At 66.9% G+C, this 22920-nt stretch carries 23 protein-coding genes and 1 pseudogene; 10 read left to right on the forward strand and 14 right to left on the reverse strand.

Annotation, left to right across the window (positions count from 1 at the left end; genetic code table 11):
* The 3 genes from ASC60_RS37625 to ASC60_RS43605 form a co-directional block, all read left to right on the forward strand.
* Positions 1 to 297, forward strand: a 297-nt coding sequence (locus tag ASC60_RS37625; protein WP_199831174.1) for a TerD family protein, incomplete at its 5' end; no start/stop codon positions are given.
* 374 nt (positions 298 to 671) lie between these two features.
* On the forward strand, positions 672 to 1616 hold the full coding sequence (locus tag ASC60_RS40395) for an ISL3 family transposase (RefSeq protein ID WP_055558234.1): 945 nt from the start codon (positions 672 to 674) through the stop codon (positions 1614 to 1616).
* 50 nt (positions 1617 to 1666) lie between these two features.
* The gene (locus tag ASC60_RS43605) at positions 1667 to 2275 is read left to right on the forward strand and encodes a transposase (protein ID WP_234357316.1); all 609 of its coding nucleotides are present in this window, start codon (positions 1667 to 1669) and stop codon (positions 2273 to 2275) included.
* A 1043-nt stretch (positions 2276 to 3318) separates the two neighbouring features.
* On the opposite strand, the gene ASC60_RS37635 is transcribed toward ASC60_RS43605, so the two are convergent.
* The 8 genes and pseudogenes from ASC60_RS37635 to ASC60_RS37665 form a co-directional block, all read right to left on the reverse strand.
* The gene (locus tag ASC60_RS37635; RefSeq protein WP_159043403.1) at positions 3319 to 4434 is read right to left on the reverse strand and encodes a S1 family peptidase; all 1116 of its coding nucleotides are present in this window, start codon (positions 4432 to 4434) and stop codon (positions 3319 to 3321) included.
* 560 nt (positions 4435 to 4994) lie between these two features.
* Positions 4995 to 5279 carry a hypothetical protein gene (locus tag ASC60_RS43610; protein WP_234357314.1) on the reverse strand — a complete coding sequence of 95 codons (285 nt, stop codon included), beginning with the start codon at positions 5277 to 5279 and terminating at the stop codon, positions 4995 to 4997.
* A gap of 2 nt (positions 5280 to 5281) precedes the next feature.
* A complete protein-coding gene (locus tag ASC60_RS37640; RefSeq protein WP_055558236.1) occupies positions 5282 to 6823 on the reverse strand; it encodes a WD40 repeat domain-containing protein in 1542 nt (513 codons plus the stop codon).
* A 12-nt stretch (positions 6824 to 6835) separates the two neighbouring features.
* Complete coding sequence (locus tag ASC60_RS37645) at positions 6836 to 7357, reverse strand: N-acetyltransferase (RefSeq protein ID WP_055558247.1); 522 nt, start codon at positions 7355 to 7357, stop codon at positions 6836 to 6838.
* Between the two features lie 211 nt (positions 7358 to 7568).
* Entirely contained in the window at positions 7569 to 8420 is an 852-nt protein-coding gene (locus tag ASC60_RS37650) for an NAD(P)/FAD-dependent oxidoreductase (protein WP_370593015.1), read from the reverse strand.
* Positions 8421 to 8950: 530 nt separating this feature from the next.
* Positions 8951 to 9328: pseudogene (locus ASC60_RS43615) on the reverse strand (DUF742 domain-containing protein); the annotation flags it as partial.
* A complete protein-coding gene (locus ASC60_RS37660; protein WP_055558238.1) occupies positions 9325 to 9840 on the reverse strand; it encodes an RNA polymerase sigma factor in 516 nt (171 codons plus the stop codon). The pseudogene ASC60_RS43615 and the gene ASC60_RS37660, both read right to left, overlap by 4 nt.
* Entirely contained in the window at positions 9837 to 10082 is a 246-nt protein-coding gene (locus ASC60_RS37665; RefSeq protein WP_055558248.1) for a hypothetical protein, read from the reverse strand. The genes ASC60_RS37660 and ASC60_RS37665 overlap by 4 nt, the downstream gene beginning before the upstream one ends.
* A gap of 907 nt (positions 10083 to 10989) precedes the next feature.
* Between ASC60_RS37665 and ASC60_RS37670 the strand changes: the two genes are divergently transcribed.
* From ASC60_RS37670 to ASC60_RS37680, 3 genes are all read left to right on the forward strand, one after another.
* Positions 10990 to 12123 (forward strand): IS630 family transposase, encoded by a 1134-nt coding sequence (locus ASC60_RS37670; protein ID WP_055558239.1) that lies wholly within the window; start codon positions 10990 to 10992, stop codon positions 12121 to 12123.
* A 341-nt stretch (positions 12124 to 12464) separates the two neighbouring features.
* The gene (locus tag ASC60_RS37675) at positions 12465 to 13532 is read left to right on the forward strand and encodes a hypothetical protein (RefSeq protein WP_055558240.1); all 1068 of its coding nucleotides are present in this window, start codon (positions 12465 to 12467) and stop codon (positions 13530 to 13532) included.
* Positions 13529 to 14323 carry a hypothetical protein gene (locus ASC60_RS37680; protein ID WP_055558241.1) on the forward strand — a complete coding sequence of 265 codons (795 nt, stop codon included), beginning with the start codon at positions 13529 to 13531 and terminating at the stop codon, positions 14321 to 14323. Before ASC60_RS37675 ends, ASC60_RS37680 begins: the two co-directional genes overlap by 4 nt.
* A gap of 39 nt (positions 14324 to 14362) precedes the next feature.
* Here the strand turns inward: ASC60_RS37680 and ASC60_RS41950 are convergent, their stop codons facing one another.
* Together ASC60_RS41950 and ASC60_RS41955 are read right to left on the reverse strand one after the other, a co-directional pair.
* Positions 14363 to 14869: a hypothetical protein gene (locus tag ASC60_RS41950; RefSeq protein WP_159043404.1), complete on the reverse strand. Its 507-nt coding sequence runs from the start codon at positions 14867 to 14869 to the stop codon at positions 14363 to 14365.
* Between the two features lie 164 nt (positions 14870 to 15033).
* Complete coding sequence (locus ASC60_RS41955; protein WP_159043405.1) at positions 15034 to 15207, reverse strand: nucleotidyltransferase domain-containing protein; 174 nt, start codon at positions 15205 to 15207, stop codon at positions 15034 to 15036.
* Positions 15208 to 15718: 511 nt separating this feature from the next.
* On the opposite strand from ASC60_RS41955, the gene ASC60_RS37690 reads away from it, so the two are divergent.
* The 3 genes from ASC60_RS37690 to ASC60_RS37695 all read left to right on the forward strand — a co-directional run bounded on the left by ASC60_RS37690 (position 15719) and on the right by ASC60_RS37695 (position 17847).
* The gene (locus ASC60_RS37690) at positions 15719 to 16681 is read left to right on the forward strand and encodes an SEC-C metal-binding domain-containing protein (RefSeq protein ID WP_055558243.1); all 963 of its coding nucleotides are present in this window, start codon (positions 15719 to 15721) and stop codon (positions 16679 to 16681) included.
* 337 nt (positions 16682 to 17018) lie between these two features.
* On the forward strand, positions 17019 to 17153 hold the full coding sequence (locus ASC60_RS43855; RefSeq protein ID WP_267892866.1) for a hypothetical protein: 135 nt from the start codon (positions 17019 to 17021) through the stop codon (positions 17151 to 17153).
* Between the two features lie 28 nt (positions 17154 to 17181).
* Entirely contained in the window at positions 17182 to 17847 is a 666-nt protein-coding gene (locus tag ASC60_RS37695; protein ID WP_055558244.1) for a TerD family protein, read from the forward strand.
* Between the two features lie 131 nt (positions 17848 to 17978).
* On the opposite strand, the gene ASC60_RS37700 is transcribed toward ASC60_RS37695, so the two are convergent.
* The 3 genes from ASC60_RS37700 to ASC60_RS41400 all read right to left on the reverse strand — a co-directional run bounded on the left by ASC60_RS37700 (position 17979) and on the right by ASC60_RS41400 (position 20403).
* On the reverse strand, positions 17979 to 19682 hold the full coding sequence (locus ASC60_RS37700; RefSeq protein WP_055558245.1) for a DUF4209 domain-containing protein: 1704 nt from the start codon (positions 19680 to 19682) through the stop codon (positions 17979 to 17981).
* A 199-nt stretch (positions 19683 to 19881) separates the two neighbouring features.
* On the reverse strand, positions 19882 to 20100 hold the full coding sequence (locus ASC60_RS41395) for a hypothetical protein (RefSeq protein ID WP_159043406.1): 219 nt from the start codon (positions 20098 to 20100) through the stop codon (positions 19882 to 19884).
* Between the two features lie 90 nt (positions 20101 to 20190).
* Positions 20191 to 20403, reverse strand: coding sequence for a hypothetical protein (locus tag ASC60_RS41400; RefSeq protein WP_107097269.1), 213 nt, complete (start codon positions 20401 to 20403; stop codon positions 20191 to 20193).
* A 425-nt stretch (positions 20404 to 20828) separates the two neighbouring features.
* On the opposite strand from ASC60_RS41400, the gene ASC60_RS37710 reads away from it, so the two are divergent.
* Positions 20829 to 22244: a CBS domain-containing protein gene (locus ASC60_RS37710; protein WP_063787288.1), complete on the forward strand. Its 1416-nt coding sequence runs from the start codon at positions 20829 to 20831 to the stop codon at positions 22242 to 22244.
* 483 nt (positions 22245 to 22727) lie between these two features.
* Here the strand turns inward: ASC60_RS37710 and ASC60_RS43620 are convergent.
* A partial coding sequence (locus tag ASC60_RS43620) for a hypothetical protein (protein WP_234357315.1) occupies positions 22728 to 22920 on the reverse strand: 193 nt, incomplete at its 5' end.

Consider the following 22920-nt stretch of genomic DNA (forward strand, 5'->3'; position numbering starts at 1 on the left):
GTCGACCTCGCCGCACTGCCGACCGGCATCGACAAGGTCATTTTCCCCGTCTCCATCTATGACGCCGAGAGCCGGGGCCAGAACTTCAGCCGAGTCCACAGCGCCTACATCCGCGTTGCCGCTCCCGGTGGTCGGGAGATCGCTCGCTACAACCTCTCCGAAGACACGGCCACTGAGACAGCCATAATTGCCGGCGAGCTGTACCGGTACCGCGGGACGTGGAGATTCCGCGCCGTGGGTCACGGCTACGCGTCAGGCCTACGCGGTGTCGCGATGGACTTCGGCATTAACGTCTGACCAGCCGAGAGGAAAGACACCCTTCTCAGATGGCCCCCACCGTGGTCAGCCTGCAGCTGTGCCTACTCGGTAGTGTGGTCGGGGGTCGGGGAGTTCCGGCGGGAAGTGCAGTTCCAGGATCTCCGCCCACCGGCGCAGAACGACGAACCCAGTCGTGTCAGCCTGCGCCTGGACCAGCTCAGCCAACACGTCGATGAAAGCTGCGCGGCTGTGTCCGGCGGTATCGCGGCGGCCTGCTTCAGGCGTTCGTGCGCAGCCGGGAAGGCGCCCTTGGCCCAGTGTGGACGCTTACGAAATTGGCTCTGTCCGCAGTTCCGTGAATCCCCAGGTCAGGGGCGGGAACGGGGGATCGTTTCAGCAGGGTCTTCCCCGCCATGGCGAGCAAGACGGTCGAGGACGTGCTGTTTCCCGGGATCGATGTGCGAGTGGAGCGCGTCATCGACTCCTCCGGCGGCCTGGTGGTGGAGGCGATATCCACCGGTCGCCCGGGCCGGTGCCCGGACTGCCGGAAGCAGGCGCAACGCGTGCACAGCTCGTACCAACGAACCCTGGATGAGCGGCCGTTGGGATCCCGCCGGGTCGTGGTCCGGCTCCGGGTACGCCGGTACTTCTGCGACCGCAGGAGCTGTTCCCGCAGGACGTTCGCCGAGCAGGTCGTCGGGCTGACCGAACGGCACCGCCGCTCCAGCGTCGGGCTGACGGGCTGGCTGCGGTCGATCGCAGTCGAGCTGGGCGGCCGTCCGGCCGCGCGGCTGTGCCACCGGCTGCGGCTGGCCGCCGGCCGAACCCGGCTTCTGCGGCTGCTGAAGGCGCCGACGGTGCCGGACCGCGCCCCGCGGGTGCTGGGGGTGGACGAGTTCGCCTTCCGCAAGGGCTGCACCTACGGCACCGTGCTGGTCGACGTCGAAGCCGGCCGGGTCGTGGACGTGCTGCCCGACCGCACCTCGGAGACCTTCGCGGCCTGGCTGGCCGAACATCCCGGCGCCGAGATCATCTGCCGTGACCGGGCCACCGCCTACACCAAGGCGGTCAAAGAGTCCGCCCCGGACGCCCTCGAAGTCGCTGATCGCTGGCACCTGCCTCAAAACCTGTCCGCCGCGGTGGAGAAGACCTGCCACCAGCACCGCAACGCCTGCGCAAACACGCCGAAGAGGAGGTGGCGGAGACGGGGACCGACGTGCCGGAGCCGCCACCGATGCTGTTACCGCCCGCCGAGCTGCCCCGCACCCAGATCATCGAACGGACCCGTCACCGCTACGAGGACGTCCACCGGCTGCTGGGGAAGGGCTGGACGATCAGCGCCATCGCCCGCAGGCTGAACCTCGACCGCAAGACCGTGCGCCGCTTCCGCGACACCGACCTCGACCAGATGCTGGTCTCCGCCCGCGACCGACGGCCCAACGGCGTCCTGGACCCCTTCAAGGCATACCTCAACGCCCGCTTCACCGAAGCCCAGGGCCAGGTCAGCGGCACCCGCCTCTTCCTGGAAATCCGTGAACGCGGCTACCTCGGCAGCCGCCAGGTCGTCCGCAAGCACCTCGCCGCCCTGCGCGCGGGAACCGCCGAACCGGTCCGGGCCGACACCCCCAGCCCGCGGAAGATCACCTCGTGGATCATGCGCCCGCGCGACACGCTCACCGAGAGCCAGGAGGAGCGGCTGCTTCAGGTCCGGCTCGCCTGCCCGAACATCACCCGCGCCTGCGACCTCGCCCGCGCGTTCGCTGATCTGGTGCGTCACCAGCGCGGACACCTGCTCCAGCAGTGGATCCGCCAGGCCGAGCAGGACGCACCGAAGCCGATGAGCGGATTCGCCGGCTTCCTCCGCCGAGACCTCGACGCCGTCACCGCCGGCCTCATCCTCCCGTGGAGTTCCGGAGTCGTCGAAGGACATGTAAACCGGGTGAAAACGCTCAAGCGAGCCATGTATGGACGGGCCTCATTCGAGCTCCTTCGGACCCGCATCCTCACCCAGCCATGACCTTCACGAAACTGCGGACAGAGCCGATTTCAGAGATCCTCATCAATTCCGAGTTCAGCGCGATGAGGTTGTATGCAACCCCTTGTAGGGAACTGGTTGGCCAGTGATTGCGTCAAGTAGGACACGCTGGTCAAGGGGGTGCTTCAGCGTGACCGTCACCAGCTGCATCTTCGCCTGGTCGGTGCATTTGCCGCTGGCCCCGTGGGGCTTAACAGAAGATGACAGCACCACGCTGCTGCCAGTTTCTACGGCATCGACCACGGGCGGGCCCTCGCAGACACCGTGCAGGGCCATCACGCTCACCGATCGACCGTCCGCAGCAATCTTGACGAGTCGGTTGATGGGGTATCCAGGGATGTCGTGGGCTCGTCCGATAGGTGATCGAGGGAGGTCCGACGGGAGAGCGGCAGCCATCTTGAGGGGGGAGGCGTAGCCGTCCAAGGCGAAGAGCCAGGCAGGAGCTGTAGCTGGCCCTCGGCTGGTGGCCAGCCTCATCTCCCCCAGCTTGACCCCTGTGACGGTGAGGTGCGTTTCTTCGCCAACGGGAGGATCTGCCAGGGTCTCGAACGACGCGTGGGGCCCCACTAGCCGCCGTGTGAGCGATCCTTTCCCGCCCCAGGTAACCCGGCCTTCCTTTGGCCAGGTGACGGGCATTTTGCCTCGCAGAACAAACTTTCGGTCTCGGTACGCCTGCTTGTCGGCCTCACTGCGTAGACCGCCGCGGGGCAGCTGGATCACCTGCCCCATGGGGCGGTAGCCGGCACGCCACACGGCGGCTGCGGTTGACCCGTCCCAGGCTGCGGCGACCTGCCGGGCGCGGTCCGTTGTCTTCGCGCTGTCGTTCGTCTCCTTCTTATTGCCGCAACCCGATGCGCCCGCCAAGCTGGCAGTGAGCAAGGGCACCACAATGAGATGGCCGACGGCACGTGATGCCCTGATACGCATGTGGATCCCCGGAAGAGAAGTAGAAGGACAGACTGTTTTGTTCCTCGGACGCGTAGCACGAAGGTTTAGTTCCCTCAGGTGAAGCGGCGGGGAAGCTGTCAGTAGACGTGCAGGCCGCGCTGGTTCAGCAGCATCTGTAGCGGTGTAGCGTAGGACTTACCGAAGGTGGGCGTGGACGAGGTGCATTCCGTGTCGCCATCGGAGGATCCGGAATGGAGTCCCAGTGCTGTTGATCCGTTCAGCACAGCTCCTCCGCTATCGCCTCCCAGGCCGCAGAGGTTGGACTCGACCATGCCGTACAGTTGGGTTCCTTCGTTATACGTGACAGTCACGCTGGTCTTGGTGACATTGCCCGATGTGTCCTGGCTGTTAACACCAATGCGATCCAGGGATTCGTTTTCCATGGCAAAGCGGGACCTGTCGATTTGCTTGTAGGTGCCGCCCCAGTACCGGACAGTGCCTAGCGGGTTGATGTCGGGGCCGTCAGCCTTGATGCTGGCCCAGTCGCAGGCGCGAGAGGCGCTGTCACACCAACCGCCGGTGCCATAGCCGAAGTTGTACGCGGTCTGGGTGCCGATTTTCGTTCCATTGTGGCTGATGTACCATGTATTACCGGTGCCCGGTACGCAATGCCCGGCGGTAAGCGTATAGATCGTGCCCGCCGAGTTCTTGGTATTGAATCCGGCGCTGCATTGCCAGCCATCGGAACTAATCCCGTTGCCGCCGCGGAGGTCGGTGACGTCGGGAACTAACTTGCCGCTCAGACGGTCGATACGGATCGCATCTGGGTGGGCTGCGGCGACTGTTTCGAGCCGGTCCTGGTTAGCGGCAGACACCCCATCGAAGATTTCGACGTTCACTTGGTTGGTACGCGCCTCGACACCCCAAGCCGTGTTGGGGATGCCCCCCAACTGATCGAGTTCGTCGTGGATATACGCAAGCTCAGCTGCACTGCGGGTCACCAGCTTCGGGATGCCGCCCGCGTCCCGGACGGTCTGCGCGGCTGCCGGGTCGGTGACCGTGACCACGATGCGCCCGTCCTGGTAGTACATGCCGCCGGTCCGGTCGTCACCGAGTTTCTTCGCCAGTGTTGTTGCTTGGTTGGAGTCGGTGAGCGGCTTGGGAATGTCGTTGGCGGATGCCGGGGATGTCGCGGCGGCGATCAGTAGTGCAGCGGTGGATAACTGCGCGAGTCTCTTACCGGCACGTCTCACGTGTGATCTCCAAGTGATCTTCCAACAGTGATGGAACCTGAGTTCGAGTGCGAACTTGTGTGAGCCTAAGCGGAGATACCGCCTCTGACGCCCTGGTGGAACAAAGTGAAAGCCGAGGGTTCCGCTCCTGGTGAGGAACATGGTGCCAATCTGGCCATGAGAGATGGCGGTTCCTGGAGTTCCGTCGCTCGGCCGCAACCCCAGCCCGGACGACTTCGACAGGACTTCCCGGCTCTGCTTGCCCGCACCGCTTGTCCGACCTCACTCCCCAAGAGCGGCACGTCCTGCGGTCGGTCGCCCTGCTGGACGCCTTCGACTTGGACCTGGCCACCTAAGCTGCGGGTCCCACCAGGCCGCGGCGCGTCGGCTCATCGAGCGGCCGATGATTACCGAGGATCCGTACGCGATCTGGCCCTACCACCTGCACGGCGCTCTCCGCACCGCGCTGCGCACCGCTGACGACCGCGCCGAGGATCGCTGGCCCCCCGCCGACTGGCATCGAGCCGCCGACCCCGGGGCGCGCGGTGCTGCGCCAGACCACCGAACTGGGCGGCACCGCCTCATTCGACGAAGTGCAGCAGTACTTCGCCGACCATCCACAACCCCGATCGCGAAGGCGAAGATTGGCGGGATCCTGACCAACATCCAGGCGTTCCAGCTCCGCCTCGGCCCGGCTGCTCCAGCGCGGTCTTGGTGGTCTGCGTTGAGCCGTCCACGAGGCCGATAACACCGTCGTGGGCCAGCGCGCCAATGCGACCGGCAACATCGGTGCCGCGCTCGACGACGTGGTCGGCGCCGAAGCCGCGCGCCAGCTCGGTTTCGTACCGGGCGGCGTCCGCGGTCACAATCAGCCCGTCGGGTACGCGGTCGAGGTGGCCAAGGCCGACGGGCAGGACTGCGTACGCTCAGGGCCGACACAACTGCCGGTAGGGGGCTTCGGGGAGGAACCTTTCCAATCGGCTGGGGACAGCGAAGCTCCGGCGCGTGCGCACACCGTGTCGACGGCTCGGTCCGGATCGATGTCGTACTTCTGCCACGGCACGTGTTCACCCGCGGCGTACAGGGTGCCGCCGTCCGGGCTGAAGGCCAGGGACAGGATGCCGTCGCCCGGGGTGGGCAGGGTGGGGCCGAGGGGTTGTTGGGAGGTCACGTCCCATAGCTGCAGGGTGCCTTGGTTCCCGGCGACGGCGAGGGTGCCTCCGTCCGGGGAGAAGGCCATCGCGGTCGTTTCCTCGCGTGCGCCGTGTGTGGTGCGAGAGAGGGTGCCGAGCAGTGTGCCCAGCGGCGTACGCAGGGTGCCGTCCCACAGGGACACCTTTCCCCGGTACGTCGCCGTGGCGATCCGGCGCGTGTCCGGGCTGAACGCGAACAGGCAGTCACCGCACTCCCCGAGTTCGTCGGGCAGGGTCTTGCCGTCGGACACCCTGATCAGGGCGCCGGTGTCCGTCAGGAGTTTTGTGCCGTCGGCGCTGAGCGCGCCGATTTCCTGGACCTGCTCATCGCGGTTGCCACGGTTCGGTTGGGGCAGGGTGCGCAGCCGCTTTCCGCTGTGGGTGTCCCAGACCTTGACTCTGTTCTCTGTATCGGTGGTCATCACCTCCCGGCCGTCCGGGCTGAGTACCACTGACATGAAGAGGAAGTCCGCATTCCCGGGGGTGAGAGCCGTGACCTGCCGGTTTCTTCTCGTATCCCACACGCGGATCCCGTCTGCGCCGTACGGGATCGGCGACTCGTCGAGGCCGTAGGCAAAGCGGTTCCCGTCGTCGCTCAGCGACATCGGCAGGAAGGGGCCGTTTCCCCCGGCCTGGGCGGCCCGCTCCAGTCCGGGAACGTTCGCCAGGGTCTTGCCGCTGCGTGCGTGGAGCAGGGTGAAGTGGTCGGCGCGGGCGCCTGCGTGGGCCAGGGCCAGCGTGCTGCCGTCCGCGCTGAACGTGGCGTTGTTGACGGGTCGCGCACGCCAGGAGGAGGTGACGGACCGGCCCAGATCGAGCGTGTGCACCACGGGTCGGGTGCCGGCCCTGTTTCCGATGTAGCGGATCGCACGGGAACTCATGTCGATGGCGACCCCGCCGTCGTCCTCGTACTCCTCGGCCAGTGGGTGGCGGAAGACCGGGGCCCGCGGCCGGTCAAGGCGCCAGAGCAGGATCTCGTTCGTGCCCGCGCCCGCCACGAACTCCCCGTCGTCGCTGAAGGTATACCGCTCCAGGGACGTCTGGCGGAGCCTGGGCAGTTCCTTTCCGGAGGAGAGCCGCCAGCGCCGTAGTCCCTGCTCATCCGCTACCGCCAGGGTGTTTCCGTCGGGGGAGAACTGTATGCGCCACGGGGTCGAGCAGGGCACTTTCGTGATCCACTCGCTGGCCAACGACAACAGTCCGGTCTGGATGGTCACCAGGCCGGGGGCTCAAAGGTCCTTTCCCATAAAAACGCACATCGTCTCGTGACGGCGGATCAGCCCGTCAGGTCCTTCCTCGTCCCAGACATCGGGCTCGCGGCCGTACACGGCGTAGCCCAGACGCTCGTACAGGGCGCGAGCTCGAGGGTTGTCCTCCTCCACGGCGAGTTCGGCCCTGCGCAGACCGCGGTTGCGGATCCTCTGCTCGGCGGCCCGGATCAGCAGCGTTCCCAGGCCGCGGGACTGGAGCGCCGGGAGCACGGCAAGCTGCCACAAGGTTCCGGCTTCCTTCGACACCTGATAGTCGATGCCGCCGATCGCCACCGGCAGATCCACCGGGGTGCATACAGCCAGGTAGTCCACCTCCCCGGCCGCGGCGCGCACCAACTCTCGCTCTACGTGGCGCAGGTGGGTGGCCGACCCCGCCCAGGTACACGCCAGCAGGTCTCGGGGCAGCAGGTCGCGCACACTGACGGGTATGACGACGGTGGCCTCGGCGGATTCGTATCCAGTGATCACGGCCGTGAGCATGCCGACCGACACAATGGCACGGCAATGACTTCTCCTGTCAGGGACCACGCGCCCTGTGCCGACCTGGCCCACAGCAGCGTGCGGTCGCTCCTCAGGGGCAGGTGATGGGCACCAAGAAGACAGGGCTACACCTGAATGGCCGCGTCGAGGTCGCTCATCAGCAGATCCCGGTTGATCGTGGCCCCGGCCCGGTAGCCGCCGGCCGCCGCGTTCACGACCTGCTCGGCGAAGCCCATGCGTTGCCCACGGCCCACACACCGGGCACGGTCGTCCGGCCTGTTGAATCGACCACAGGGTACGAGCCGAACGGGGTCTGGTACAGCTCGGCGCCCAGCCGTGCGAGCAGATCCGTCTGCGGGACGGCCCCGGGCGTGGTGAACACGACCTCGCGCGCGAACGTCGTGCCGTCCTTCAGCCGCACGGCGGTGACCCGGTCGCCGGCCACCACCAGCCCGTCGACCTCGCCCGGCACCACGTCGACACCGGCCGCGGCCAACCTGCACAGATCGTCGTCCGGCAGCTCGTCCTGCTCGACTGTATGCAGGAAAAAGGTCACGTCCTTCGACCATTGGGACACCATCAGCGCCTGGTGCACGCTGAGCGGAGTCGTGGCGAGCACGCCGAAGGCCCGGTCGCGGACCTCCCAGCCGTGACAGTACGGGCAGTGCAGGACGTCCTTGCCGAAGCGCTCGGCCACGCCGGGCACGTCCGGGAGCACATCCTTGAGGCCGGTGGCGACGACGAGACGTCGGCCCTGAACGGTCCGTCCGCTCGCCAGCATCACCGTGAAGTCTCGGGTTTCGCGGGTGTCGCGAGTTTCTCGGGTTTCGCGGGTGTCGCGGGTTTCTCGGGTTTCGCGGGTGTCGCGGGTTTCTCGGGTGATGTCCACGGCCGTGTCCCGGACCAGCTCGACACCGTACCGCGCGATCTCCTTGCGGCCGATCTCCAGGAACTCCGCGGGCGGCATACCGTCCCGGGACAGATAGCCCCGCATGTGCGCGGCGGGCGCGTTGCGCGGCTCGCCCGCGTCGACAACCAGGGTACGGCGCCGGGCCCGGCCCAGGACGAGAGCCGCACCCGCACGTCGGGCAGGAGAGCCACAGCCCGTTCCCGCTCGGGAGCGGGGCTTTGCTGTGTTCCACCTTTCGTTCCTGGGCTCGGACCGGCCTGCCTGTGCAGCTGGGGATGTGTCACAGGACGAGGGCACACCGCTCGCAGCGGTGCCAGTAGCGGCCTCCTTGGGGCTGATGTTCCGCTCCATCCATGCCCGAGTCTCCTCGACCGTCATGGCCTGGAAGCGGATGCGCCACCACGGGCCCAGCAGTGCACCTGACCGTGCCCCGTCGGGAGCTGACCGTCGCCTCGCCGACCGGGATCAGGTCTCTCTCAGGTGTCGAGATCGTCTTGAACTCCCAAGGCCTCGCGCAGGCCGGCCTCGACGTCCAGAACATCGTCGAGACTGTCAACGGCGACGTCGTGGTGGTGCTGAAGCAGCACCTCACGAAGGCCTGCCTCAGTGTCCAAGGCATGGCCGAGGTCGTCGACCACCGCTTGGCAGCTATCCGCGAGCCACCGCTCCACTGCTTCGTCGTTGCGGAGCCCGTTGAGCACTCGTTCGAGTAGCGTCGCCTCTGGTGGGCCGCTGGCGTTGCCGTCGCCCGCCTGGTGGACGGCCACCAGGCCAGCCGCAGCGAGTTCGGCGACGAGGAGGCGGGTGGCTCCGAGCGGAATCGACAGGAGCGCCGACACCTCGGCCACCGACTTGACTTCCCGGCACAGGTCGCAGATGCGCTGCTGGCCGGGATGCAGATCTGCGACGTGAGCAGGGTCGGCCGTTGTGCTCACCAGGGCTTCGATAGCGACCTGGTAGCGCCGCCGGGCCCGACCGGTCCTCTCCTTCGGACGTGCCAGCGGCTGATTGCCTTCGCCCTCGAGCTCCGCGTGCAGGTAGACGCGCTGGTTGTCGGTCACCGCTCCTCCTCCTCGAAACGGGCAGCAGCGGCTCGGCGGGCTCTCATCAGGTGGGCGCGGACCGTTCCTGCTTCCAGCTCCAGTTGCTCTGCGATCTCGGCCGGAGTGAATTCTTGAAGGGTCAAGAGCAGGACCTGCCGTTGCCGTGGAGGCAGGGCTTTCAGCACCTGCAGCATCTCGTGCCGCGTTTCGAACTCCGCCAGCGCATCGGGCTTGGGCACCAGGGACGTCGGCTCGGGTATCGCGTCGACGGGCGCTTCCATCCGCACCTTCGCGGCCCGACGGCCCCACATCCGTGCCGCAGCCTTGTAGACGTAGGCCCGCGGATGACTGACGCGCTCCCACCGTTTGAACAGCTCGATCATGCAGTCCTGGGCGATTTCCGCAGCGATCGCCGCAGGCGCGCCGCTGACGATCACATACGCAATCAACGGCTTGGTGTTGTCACGGTAGAACGCAGAAAAGGCCCGGGTGGCCGCTGCCCGCTCGGCAGCACGGTCATGGATACTCACGCCGCGTTCTTCTCCCCCGAGCTCCTGGTGATCTTGATGCGGACGCTGTGCCCGTCGGGCCGCTGCTCCACGACCTCCCCTTGACCACCTTGCACGATCGACCGGGTCAACGAGGTGAGGTGCTCGCGTTGAACATGCTCATGCCGAGTCCGCCACCGCAGACGCAGCCACAGCCCGACCAGCAGACAGACCTTGCCGGTGACGATCGAGGCGATCGTCAGGATGACGGTTGCTGTATCCAACCCGGTTGCCCTCCCAGAAATGTGCCGGACCACCGCAGCCCGGCACATGTTGAGAGACCCGGCGACGCGTCACCGTGTAACCACGTCGGCAGCCTCGTTGAAATACCGTCGGCTTCCGGCAGGCGAACGCCAAGTCAAGGCGGGACGCTCATCCAGGAGCAGCTGGGCGCGTTGCGGGAGCCGGGTATGGAGCAGGTGCCGGGCGCTGACGGGCCGTCGTAGCCAGTGTTTCCCGCCATGCTTCCTGAGGCCGCCGCATCAGCGGGGGCTGACGCTGAAGCGCTGGGCGAGGCCCTTTGCCAGTAGATAGTGGGTGCCGTACTGTTCGGCTACCGCCTCGGGGTCACTCCAGCTGCCCGCGTTGGCGAGTCCGCCTCTGGCGGGTCCCGTATCGCCTATGAGGCGATGCGTGCCCTGCGTCCGGACCAGGCATTCGTCTGCCTCGTACCCTCCGCCTTCGGCTTGTGGCCATTCCACCTGCACGGGCTGATCCGCTCCACCATCCGCACCGCGGATGACTGCACCGACGACCGCTGGTCACCACGCGACTGGGCCCACACCGCCCAGCGGGCCCTCGTCGCGCTGGGCGAGCAGCGGAACACCAGCCCGCCCGGGACCGGCTCCTGCTCATCGGCTCCTGCGCCAGGGCCTGCGTGCCTCGCCCGCGATCACCTTCTCGAGCTCGGCTGGCTCGCGGACGCGGCTTGGTCCTGCGTCAGCGACTCGATCTGGGAACCTATCGCCCACCCGCCCCACACGACCCGGCCGACGCCTTGGTCGAAACGCTCAGCGCACTCGGCCGCCGACAGCCTGAGCACCGCTAGTGCCGCATCAAGCTACGTTCGCCCTGCCGTGATGTGTCGCCCAGTTGCTGCGCCGGGAAGTCCCAGACGGCCAGAATGATCACGTGGCTGAACGCGTGCGGGTCCGGGAAATTGATGACGACGAGGGCCGGCGCCTGCTGCGGATCATCCGCAGAGGCACCGGTTCGGTGGTGACCTGGCGGCGGGCTCAGATGGTGTTGTTATCCGCGCAGGGCATGCCGGTGGCGAAGATCGCCGAGGTGACGTTCACCAGCGCGGACCGGGTCCGCGACGTGCTTCACAACTTCAACGCGGATAGCTTCGACTCGCTCTATCCCAAGTACAAGGGCGGCCGCCCGAAGACCTTCACCCTTCCCGAACGCCGAGAGATCAAGAAGATCGCCAAGTCGAAGCCGGCCGAGCACGGCCTGCCGTTCTCGACCTGGAGCCTGGCCAAGCTGGCCGACTTCCTGGTCGCCGAGGGGGTGGTCGACGACATCAGCCACGAGGGCCTTCGGGTCCTGCTCCGCGAGGAGGGCGTCTCATTTCAACGCGTGAAGACCTGGAAGACCTCCCGCGACCCCGACTACGCGGCCAAGAAGGCCCGCGTCGAATACCTCTACGCGATCGCCGACGGTGAAGTCATACCTGAGGAAGACGAGCCCGAAGTCATCTTCTGCATGGATGAGTTCGGGCCGCTCAACCTCCAGCCGCACCCCGGCCGGCACTGGGCCGACCGCGGCGGCAGCCACAAGGACCCCGACCGCGATCCGAGACCCCGTCGCCGGGCGACTTACACCCGCCCGCACGGTGTCCGCCACCTGTTCGCCGCCTACGACCTGGCCAAAGACCAGCTCTACGGGCACATCAAGAAGACCAAGAACCGCTCGAAGTTCCTGGAGTTCTGCCGCTACCTGCGCTCGCTGCACCCGGTCGACGTGCGCATCGCGATCGTCTGTGACAACTACTCACCGCACCTGACGACGAAGCGGTGCCAGCGGGTCGGGACGTGGGCGGCGGCGAACAACGTGGAGATCGCCTACACCCCGACCAACAGCTCCTGGCTCAACCGGATCGAGGCCCAGTTAACCGCCTTGCGCTACTTCGCTCTCGACGGCACCGACCACGCCAGCCACAAAGAGCAAGGGAGCATGATCCGCCGCTACATCATCTGGCGCAACAAGCACGCTGCCGACGAACGCCTCCGCGCGGTCGTGAACAGGGCGAACGTTGCCTGATGCGGCACTAGCGCAGGTCAGCGGCAACCTGCAGTCGACGAGGCCCTGCGAATGTGGGGCTGTGATGTCGTGGCCGCCTCCGCGTGGAGGAGACATCGCAGGGCCTGTCAAGTGCACCTGGTAAACCATCGAACCGGGGTGTGATCGGCGCGATGTGATGCACCCGCTCACGGCGGCACGGCCCGCTGAGGGTACGTCCTGCGTTCGTCGGGTGGTGGAGGTGCGGGCAGTCTCGGCGCTGGCCTGTGGGTCGTCGGCGCGGGCCGCGTCACTCCGGTGCCCTGGACGTCGTTGTGTCCTGGGCGGGGTCATGTCGGGCCCCGGTGTAGGGAGGGGTTCTGGTGGGTCCGTCGTTCGTGCTCGAGCGTTTTGAGTTCCTGTACAAGAACGAGTGGCGCTACCGCGCCTTCAAAGGGTTGGTGACTTTCCTCACGGGGCCTGCTGGTTCGGGCAAATCCACAGGCGCGGAGTCACTGCTGTACGCGCTGGGGCTGACCAAGAGCAGGGTCATGCCGGAGGTTCGCCAGTGTGATGTGGTCCGGTTGGTGTTCCGCGTGGCCGGCACCCGCTGGCAGGCAAGTCGTAGCGGCCGGTCGTCCGGCGGTCAGGTGATCTTTCAGGACCTGAGCAGTTCCGCGGAGCCGGAGCGGTCCTTCCCTGTCCAGGTGTCGAAGGCGGGTGAGGTGAGCGCGGGGGACTTCATCCTGGAGCTTTTCGGGATCCAGCCGATGCGTAGTGGCGCGGTGACGCTGAATCTGTCGCATGTTTACCGGATCATGGCGCTGGGGCAGGCGACGATCGCCACCGAGTACCTGGGCGGTCTGAGCAAGGCCGAGCGTGTCCTGCTGTTCGAGGTGCTTCTGGGGCTGCGAGATGCTGCGCTGGACCGCCTGGAGAATGCGGCGGACGACGCCGACAACCGTTACAGCAAGGCCAAGCGGGTGCTGAACCAGTTCAATAAGCTGCGTGAGAGTGGAGTGCTGGCCGACCCGGAGGCTGTTCGAGCGCAGCACGCTGCGAAGACGCGGGCTCATCAGGAGGCGGCCCGACAGTGGGATGAGGCGAACGCCGTCTACAGCGACATGGCGGGTGAATGCGGGCGGCTGAAGGCCGTGTACGAGGTGGCGGACAAGGACCTCAGTGGGGCTCGTCGCAAGTCAGAGGAGGCGGTGGCGCTGCTGCGGGCTGCGTCTGAGGCACAGGGCAGGGCGCAGGGGCATCTCAACGGTCTTAATGCCGCTGCGATGAGGAATGAGGGGGCTGTTCGTGGTGCGGGCAGGCTCTGCCTGAGAGGGAGCCGGGCTTGTGTCGGCAGTGCGGGCAGTCTTGTACCGAGGAAGGTGGCCGTGAAGAGCGGCGCCAGGAGGCTCTCGCCCGTGCTCAGGCGGAGCTGGACCGCGCTGTCATGATCCGCACGGCGCGTGAGGAGACTGCCCGTGCCGCCGTTGATGCGGCAGCACGCGCGGAGACGGTGGCGCGGGCTGCGCTAGATGCGCGTGACACTTACGAGCAGCAGGTCCTGGGCCCGCAGCGGACCAAGGTGCATGAGCTTGAGAAGACGGCTCATGGGCTGTTCAAGGAGATCGAACAGCTTGCGGTGCGCTTGGAGGAAGCTGGCTATATCGCGGTGCAGGAGCGCGAGGTGAGGGCCTGTGAGCAGGACCGGAAGGATGCGTTCCGCGACCGGGACGCTGCCCGTGCGGTGCGCGTGCAGCGCCGCAAAGAGTTGTTGCACCGCTGGTCGGAGTTGTTTCTGGCTCGTGTACGCGAGATCGACCCGAGCAAGAATGTCGCGACCATCGATGCCGAGGACTTCACCACGCTGGTGGACGGCAAGGCCTTCGAGGACAGTTCAGTCGCCGGAGGGCCCAAAACGGTTACCAACATCGCGGTCCTGCTCTCCTTGCGGGATCTCGCGCGCGAGGAGCCAACGGTAACCGTGCCGCCGTTCTTGCTCATTGACTCTCCGCTGAGCGGATTCGGTGCCCAGGGCCTGGATGAGCAGACCAGTACGCGGCTCCTCAAGGCTCTGATCACCGCGGCCGACGATCGGTCCCCCGACGGCTTCGCCTGTCAGATCATCACCGTCACCAACGATCCCCTGCCCCAGGCGTACCCCGGGGTCCGCGAGATCCGGTTAAGCGCCGAGCACCGCTACTTCGATCACGCGCCGCTGATCGAGAAGCCGCTCAGCGCGTGACGGCCATGCCAGACCTGCCGATGGTTTGGTCGTCGGCGGTCAGGGGCTCGGCAAGAGGCTGCGGTCGGTAACAGTGACGTGCAGTGCGTGCAGGGGCTGGGCGCGCGTGGGGCGGATGACTTCGATCCACTCGAGGAGGTAGGCGAGGCGCCCGTAGCGCTGCCAGCCCAGCCCGATCCCGAGGACGGGTGAGGTGCGGCGTCCCAGCATCCGTGCAGGGGTTGTCCGTGCAGGTGCACGGCCTCCATGTCGCACCCGCAGCTCTCGGCGTGCGCGAGAGCTGCGGCAGCTGCCCTGCAGAGGGCTCGTGGAAGACCAGCGCTTCAGCGCGCGCTGGGACAACGGGTGTGCCGGCTCGGTTCCGGCGAGTTCCAACTGGCCGATGCTCACCGCATTCCTCTCGACCAGTGCAGCAAGATCTGCACGGACCGGTCGGGGGACCCACCGGTCGATGCCTTCAAGGGCTTCGATCATGTGGTCGCGTTGAGCCCGTCCGGCCGACGGATCGGGAGCGAGGTCGGCCAGGCGGGCTCGTGCGGCTGTCATAGGTTCCCCCTTACGCCACAAGAGCGTCAGAGCGATGCCGTCCTTCTCCAGAGATGCGCGCTCACGCAACTGGAGCTGGATCCCGCGTGATCGGCCTTTCAAGGCACGCTTCATGGATGCCGACGGATCACGCCCATAGGACAAAGCACGGACGAACTCGGCGGTCAGCCGGTCGTCCGTGCGGTGCTCGACACGACATCGACGTCGGCCGGCTCCAGCGCCCCGCGGGCATAGGAACCGAAGACGTAGACCTCATCGACCAGGTCCAGCGGCCAGCCGCTGGCCTCCAGCCGGCCAAGCATGTCCGTCAGAAGCTGCGTCGCACGTTCCCGTTTCATCCCCGCTCCGATGAGGCGACCGTCAAAGAGGATCCGACTGTAGGGCCCTGAGTGACATGCCGGATGCCTTGGCTGGAAGGTGCCGTCGATGGGATGACACTGTCCCAGCTTCCCGGCAGACGAAGCAGCAACCGCTGTAGATGGGGAGGCTGGTTCGTCCGGCGATAAGGAAGGGGGAAGACAGCCTTCGAGGCAGGGGTGCCCGCACGGGCAGTAGAATGAACGCCCGTATCGCCTTATCGCAGGCATGCGGACCTAAAGCAGGACGGCGGGACCCGTTCATGGTGCGGCCTGATGGCCACCAGGGCCGGGGCTGCCGCACAGGCATGGGCGAGGCAGACAGGCGCTCCCGGCATGGGCGAATTTTGGCCAGCAGTCCCAGCTGGAAGCCGCCGGGGCATACTGATGCTTTGCTCATTGGAGGGGTGGCACCGGACAAGTACCGGTGCCATCTGCAAGGGGGGTTGAGATGAGGCCTGCACCGCAGAACACGGTGGAGTTACCGCGTCGTATGAAGCACCTGGCGGTCGACCGTCGTGGCTATCCAGTGATCGCGACGGTGCAACGCAGTCCGCAGGAGGTGAACTTCGGAGCGATCAGCGAACGGCGCAAGCTCGCTCTGGCCACGTTTGACTGGTGCGCCGTGTGCGGTCTGCCTTTCGCCGACGAACTGCGCTGGCAGATGGTGTTCCAGGAAGAAGGGCTATTGCCGAGCGCTGTCAGTGGGGAAGCGCCGGTGCACGAGGTGTGCGCGCTGTACGCAGTCCAGGTGTGCCCCTTCCTGTTTTCTCCGCACTCCCGTCTGGGTGATGAGTACCGCAAGGGGACTGTGCGAGATGCCGTGGTGCGGTTCGTCGGCTTCGAGTCCACAAGCGCCGTGGGCGCCCACGAATCGGGGCTGCAGCCAGGCGTCCACACCCTTCACTTCGAGCACGAGAGGCATCTGGACGAGTTCTCCTACCGCGCTCCTGAGGAGATCCGGGAACGGTTCGCCGACGCTCTGGCAGGCGAACGAGACCTGCCGGTGAGCGACGCGGAGGAGCTGCTGATCCGTCTGTTCAACCGGATCGACGATCAGGGCGAGGGAGACGTCGTCACAGGAGCAGCGCTGATCGCGGGCGCCGCTTTCGCTAAGGACGTTTTCAAGGTCCAGGGCATGAAGGCCTTTGCCGGCAAGCAGTACCCCACTGTTGCCGGACTGCTGCTGAAGGGCAGTGAGCAGGAGATCCTGGAGTTCTCACGCGGCTCCCAGGACGAGGCGTTCAGCGCCGTGGGCCCATGGGTTCTCGAGCGCGCTGGCGCCCTCCCGGTACCACTGCAACGGTGGCGGAAGCGTGGCGAGAGCATGGTTCGCCGCGGCACGCCGCAGCGGCGGGAAGGTCCCGGGCGCAGCGTGGCCAAGAACGCGGCCTGCCCCTGCGGCTCGGGACGCAAAGCTCGCCGGTGCCACCCCGCCGGGGTTCCCGGCGGCTGACCGCCTGACCGGCCTGTACTGAAGCTGGAAACACGCGCACGCCTGCGGTCGGTGTAGCGTGCCCCCCCGACGCGGAAGCCGGGCGGCCCGCTGCACCGGTCGCAGACCAAGCTCCGGCGAAGGCTGAGGATCACATCAGCACACGCCCAGATGCGTGTGGGCTGTCACCGGCCCCGGTCGGCGAAACGGAGGTCGAAGGTGGGCCGCTGCGGCTCCCAATCAGAGGTGCGGGTCGAGCACGGGGTTCCAGGCAAACCAGTCCAGTGCCTCAGCTCCCAGTTCGTATGGGGCATTCAGGAGCGCTCTTTCCCCTTCGGGCCTCCACACGGTCGGGTTCGTGGACCACGCGCTGTTCGACGCGTCCCCGCTCGTACAGCACAAACGCGTCCACCCCTCCCGGGCCCCCACCGGCCCCCTCCGTGGTGTCTTCTGCGCCGGGGAGAATTTCTTCCAGGGACGTGTGGTCGATTAGCGGGACGTCCAGGAGCACGGCGGGGTCCATGTCGTTGTTCGGCGCCCAGCGGCTGACGTGGCCCTGGCCTGGCAAGGAAGCAGAAGGCTGGCCCGTCCTCCAGCACGTTCTCGCCACGCTCACCCGCACCAGCCCGCCCTCGGCCACACCCCACTCCCCCACCAACCCGACGCCTGCCACCGAGGAAAGCAGCACTCGGCGCCTGCTGACGAAGGGAGCCAGCACTGCTCTACAGGCCGAGCCGACCACGGTCCGTATCACCGCCACCGGCGCACCCGTTGATGTGTCCGCCGTGCTTCTTGGTCGCAACGGCAAGGTTCGCAGCGACCACGACCTCATCTTCTACAACCATCCCAGCCATGACGGGGTCCGCGTCGGCGGGGACACCGTCACCGCCGACCTGGGCTTAGTCCCTGACGACGTCGCAACGATCGCCGTCATCGTCAGCATCGACCTCGAGGCCCAATCCGCAGCAGTGTTCGACCAGTACACCCTCTGGCAAGCAGGTATCACCCAGCCGTCCGGAGCCCAGCTGTCCTTCGCTCCGGGCCCCTTCTCCTCGGGTGAGACCGTCACGATCGCGGTAGAGCTCTATCGCCACACGACCGGTTGGAAAGCCCGCGCTGTCGGACAGGGCTACGACACCGGTCTGGCGGGCCTGGCCGCCGACTACGGCATCAACGTCGGGGCCTGACGGCCGGAGGGGCCGCAGCATCCCGTGTGCAGGGAGAACGTCCAGCTGAGGATGCCTTTGCCGAACAGCACTCTGATTCGCCAGGACCATCCCTCTGTCCCCTATTTGCGCTCAGCTTGTCTGGAATCCATTCAGGGAGCGGGCTGGGTGACGGGCGCGGGGTTTCGATGGTCGTGGGCGTGGCTGAGCAGGTACAGCGCTGCCTGGAGGATGAGCGCGACATGGTGCTTGGGTGGGGTGTCGATCAAGCCGTGGCAGATTTTGTTGCGCAGGTTCATGCCGCGGTCGGGGTCGACGAGGAGGAGTTCCAGGGCTCGGCTCCAATCCGCGGGGAACCCGGCGGCCGGCATGCTGCGGATGAGTCCGCCCAGTTGGTCGACGGTGCCGGGGCTCTGCCCCTTGGGCGCAGACACGATCGGGACCCGGGGGCGCAGGAGCTGTCGGAGGATCTGCTCGACCTGGGGCAGGGCGATGCACGCCGCCGCGTCGAGCTCCTCCAGCCAGAAGTACCGGAAGGCATGGGCAAGGGTTCGGGCGCGCGGCTGGGGCAGCACGGTGTCGTGGGCCAGGGCGGAGATCAGCTCGGCCTCGCCGGGTACGAAACGCTCGTGGATGTGGTCAAGTTGATGGGCGGTGAGGTGCCCGAGGATGTCCAGCGCGAGAACCTGCAGTTCGACGGCGTGGTTGTCGTCGGCGTCGACGGGCGGGGTGACCTGGACAGGTCCGGCAGTGTTGATGCGCGTGCGCGGAATCCGCAGCAGACCCTCCTGTACGCGCGCGTCGTCGGCCTGCTCGCGCATCGCCTGATGGACGTCTGCCGTGGTTCGCCACAGGGCGTCTCGCAGGTCTGCGGCGGCGTCGATGTGTGCTCGCCCCCCGTTGAACAGCGCACGCGGGAGAGCGAGTCCGCGACGGATGCGGGTCCATCCCAGGGAGTTAGGATCGGTGTTCTGCAGGGCCATCTCGGCACGCTCCCGCAGCTCGGACAGACCCCGATCCCGTGCTTCTGTCGCGGCCTGGGTCAGCAGGAGGTGGCGACGGAACCCAGCGTTGAAGTCGGCGTCGGCGGCGTCGAGGAGGGCGCTGACGATCTGGGTGTCGATGTCGGTTCGGCGGGGTCCGGGTTCCACCTTCATCAGCTTGAGGAAGCCGACACGGGCGTGTACATCGCTGGCATAGCGACGTGCGGCGCGTTCCGCGAAGTCCTTGATGTCGTACCGCTGAACACGCAGTCCTTCCAGAAGGCCGTCCACGATCCCCGGATCGTCCTCGGTATCGGCCAGTACGCGTTCGACCAGGGCGACCATGTCCTCGGTGACGCGCTTGTGCAGGTCCTTCAGGTTGAAGGTCCGGGCGAGGTCTCCGGCCCAGCGTAGGCACTCACTCGCGCGTCGCAGTCCGGCAAAACGCCTCGGGGCGGCGAGCAGAAGCGGTGCCGCGTCCAGGTATCCGGCGGCCGCGCACCGGGCGTGATCGTGCTTGCGGCCGTGTCCCGCGGCCAACAGCAGATGATGAAGGCGGCCCCGGACGAACGGGGTGTTCACGGCATCGGCGTAGGCGCTCCAGATCTCCAACCGGGCGGCCGTGCCCTCGGGCAGGCTCGCAGAGCGCCCCTTGAGCGGGTCGCCGGGGAACGTCCCGGTGAAGCCCTGCGCCTTCCCGGTCCCGGATAGCCGGAGTCGCAGCGCGGCGAGCAGCGCGTCACGCTGCTGTGCGGCGGCCGTGGTCGTGTCGATGTCCGCGGCCGCGAGCACGACGGCGATGGCCTCATAGGAAACGGTTTCCTTCGCCGCTTCCATGAGGGCGCCGAGAACACTCGGTTCAACCTGCGGCATGGGAACCTCACTTCCGTCGTCGACAGTATCGGCACAGCTCCGGACCGGACCCCACCGATTTTCTCCCGCCTGGTTCTGCTCGGGCCCCCGAGACGCCTTCGACAGCGATGGAGAAGCGTTGAGAAGCGCTGATGCCTCTGCTGGACCCCCACGAAGGTGGGGATCCAGCAGAGGCGTCAGGCAGCGATTCGGGCTTGGTCTACAGGGCAGTGCTGAGACGTTCGATCAGGACCCGTGCGGTCTCCTCACCCCCGGTCACGGCCCCGGCCGTGACCGCGCCTGTGGCGATCGGCGCAAGATAGCCCTTGAGTGCAGCCGCAGCACGCCGGATCACGCCACGGTCCGGCTCGGGCTGTACGACCTCGTTGAGGACCTCCTCGCCGACAGCCGAGGCATCTTCCAGGTCCTCGTCCGACACGCCAAGAATCGGAAGCTGCCTCAGCGTGTCTACCACGGCCTCGGCGATGGCCTCGAAGCCCGGGGCGATCGGATTGCTCTGGTCCTGATTCTAACTCACGGAGTTATTGCCCCAGGCCAGCTGGGAACCGCGGACGTCGCCGTGGATGACCGGACCGTTGAAGACGTTCGTGTCGCCGAAGGACACATCCGAGTCCGCCTGCACTCTGGCGGTGACCGGGTACTTGTCCATCTCCCGCTGGATCTCCCCCATCATCTTCCGGATGCCCTGCCTGTTGATCTTGAAGCCGCTGCTTCGAGCCACGAGGTATCTCCCTTGCTGATCACGCTCCAGGCCAAGTGTCCCAGGGGGCACTGACAACAAGGCGTACTCCGTCGCCCACCCCGCTTCGGGAGCCATCGTCCGAGCGAGGGCTGCCGGGCCCTGAGCTCCTTCGTGTCTCCACAACCAGTGCGCGATGCCGGCGGGCCGGGGGGTATCGCAGGCTCAAGGCCGTTACATCCCAGGACCGGCTTGAGCGGCATCGAACGCTCCCCCGCGGTGTGCCTGGGTGCGTGTGGTCGGGCCGCACGCACCCAGCGGCGGAGCGGTGGCTTGTCCTGTATCCGCGAGGACGCCGGCCACGGTTGATGTGCCGCCTACCGCGCCTCGCCCGCGATTAGGATCGTCCCCGGTGGAATCAGGAGCAGCGGTTGCGCGCACGCGCGAGGAACGGGACGGGGCAGGTCATGAATGAGGCAGCAGAAGGCCCCCCGCCTTCCGCGCATCCGTACCTGCTGGACGGGCGGCGAGTGCGGATCGCAGACCTGCTGGCTGCCGGGCTGCTCACCGATCGGCAACCTCTGACGTTCGCGCGGAAGAAGAAGGGCGAGCGGCACCAGGCAGAGGTGACACACGAACAGGGTGGCGCGATACGGCTCCTGCCCAGCGGGCAGATCTACCGCTCCCCCTCCACCGCCGCGCGCGCTGCCGTCGGGTACGGCAGCTTCGACGGCTGGACCGCGTGGCAGCTCGACGACGGACGGGACCTCGACGCCGTACGCCAGCAGCTCCTTGACCAGGCCGTGGAGGAGAGTGCACAAACGCCGCCCGAGGACGAGGACGCCGGTGATGAGCCCGCCACAGCAGCTCTGAGCGAGAAGGAGCGGCACCTGCGCCTGCAGGCCGCTCGGCAGGCAGCAGCCGAAAACCGGCCGCAGACACTGCTCGTGCGTGAGCTGCTGGGATGGTGGGGCGAGTACGGCCGCGGCATGGTGACGGAGAGGATCGAGACCGCCCTGGCCAACCACAGTCTCGTCACCGTGCCGCCTTTCACACAGGTCAGTCTTGAGACCGCAGTGCGGTTGCAGCGCGCGCCCGTCGAGGAGGAGCCCGGCGTTGATGTACCGGCCCGGGATGATCTGGACGGTGGCGAGGAGCGGCCGGTGAGGGAGCCGGGGCCGACCGTGGGCACGATCGCCTCCGCCATGGGCGAGGTCGTGAGCATCAGCCCTCAGGCAACGCTCGAAAGCGCAGTGACCCTGCTGCTGTTGAACGACTTCTCCCAGCTGCCCGTCATAGCCGGCCACCAGCTGAAGGGGGCGGTGACATGGAAGTCGATCGCCCAAGCCCGCCACCGTAAGGCTGACTGCACACTGACCGACGCGGTGGTCGACGCCCGGGAGGTCCGCTTCGACCACGATCTCGTCGATGTCCTGCCCATCCTGGCAGACACCGATTTCCTCCTCGTGCGCGGCGCCCGAGGCGAGATCGGCATTCTGACCGTCGCCGACGTCGCGCTCGCCTACGGCACGCAAGCCACCCCGTTCCTGCTCATCGGAGAACTTGACCGACGCCTGCGTGCCGTCATCACCGACCGCTTCGACCTGGCCGATGTCACGGCCGTGTGCGACCGCGACAACTCCCGCCGCCTGACCTCGTTCGACCAGCTGACCTTCGGCGACTACCTGAGCGTCCTGGGCAACCGCCAGCGGTGGGAGGAGCTGGGCTGGCCACTGGATCGCGCGGCCTTCACCAAGCGCCTTGATGAGGTCCGTAAAATCCGCAACGACCTGATGCACTTCAACCCCGACCCGCTCCCCCACAATGCCGAGGCCAAGGTCCGCGGGGTCATCTCCATACTCCGGCAGTACGCCGACTGCTGACCCTGTCACCATGGCTCGCGCGAACGGACAGAGCCGATCGAGCAGCCGCAGCGGCCAGCACGCCCCCGCGGGCGCTGCGGGGAACGGGTCAGCCAAGGCTGCCGCAGCTGGGCGGGATCAGCACTCGCTCGACGCCAGGGTGATGGTGATCCAGTGCGGGAACAGGTCCCTGCCGTACCCGTACGGGAATGCTCGGCGGTCACGCTGAGGGAGGCCAGGTAGAAGCGGGCCGTGGCGGCACTGACCGGAGTGCGAAACCGGCGGTCGCGGCGGCCACACAGCAGGCGAGGATGGTACGGCGAGCGTTCTTACGCATGACGTATCGACTCCTGAGCCGAAGCGAGGGTGAACAAGCGCCCCTATCCTGGCAACATCCGGTTCAGCTCAGTGTCGGCTTACTCCTGCCACCAGGCTCACCGGCTTGAGTCCACCCTTGCCCGTGTGGATGCTGAGCACAGATAAGAGGAAGGGAAGTGCAGCTCGTCAGATGCCCTCGTCCAGAAGCGGCGTGGGACAGGCAACGAGCAAGTTCTGCAGAGCGTTTGCGTGTGCCCTGCCGATCTGGCTGTACGGCATCTCAAGATAACCTTTCTTGATCAGTAGCATCGTCAGGGCGCACACGCTCGCCCTGCTGACGCCTCGCCACGCAGAGCATTGCGGAGTCGCCGCAACAGGC

The sequence above is a fragment of the Streptomyces sp. NBRC 110028 genome, assembly GCF_001417735.1.
Taxonomy (GTDB): domain Bacteria; phylum Actinomycetota; class Actinomycetes; order Streptomycetales; family Streptomycetaceae; genus Streptomyces.

Coding starts and splice junctions, on each gene's coding strand:
- ASC60_RS40395 (WP_055558234.1), top strand. CDS start 672: ATGGCGAGCAAGACGGTCGAGGACGTGCTGTTTCCCGGGATCGATGTG.
- ASC60_RS43605 (WP_234357316.1), top strand. CDS start 1,667: ATGCTGGTCTCCGCCCGCGACCGACGGCCCAACGGCGTCCTGGACCCC.
- ASC60_RS37645 (WP_055558247.1), bottom strand. CDS start 7,357: ATGCTCACGGCCGTGATCACTGGATACGAATCCGCCGAGGCCACCGTC.
- ASC60_RS37680 (WP_055558241.1), top strand. CDS start 13,529: ATGATCCGCACGGCGCGTGAGGAGACTGCCCGTGCCGCCGTTGATGCG.
- ASC60_RS41950 (WP_159043404.1), bottom strand. CDS start 14,869: ATGACAGCCGCACGAGCCCGCCTGGCCGACCTCGCTCCCGATCCGTCG.
- ASC60_RS41955 (WP_159043405.1), bottom strand. CDS start 15,207: ATGAAACGGGAACGTGCGACGCAGCTTCTGACGGACATGCTTGGCCGG.
- ASC60_RS37690 (WP_055558243.1), top strand. CDS start 15,719: ATGAAGCACCTGGCGGTCGACCGTCGTGGCTATCCAGTGATCGCGACG.
- ASC60_RS37695 (WP_055558244.1), top strand. CDS start 17,182: ATGTCGTTGTTCGGCGCCCAGCGGCTGACGTGGCCCTGGCCTGGCAAG.
- ASC60_RS37700 (WP_055558245.1), bottom strand. CDS start 19,682: ATGCCGCAGGTTGAACCGAGTGTTCTCGGCGCCCTCATGGAAGCGGCG.
- ASC60_RS37710 (WP_063787288.1), top strand. CDS start 20,829: ATGAATGAGGCAGCAGAAGGCCCCCCGCCTTCCGCGCATCCGTACCTG.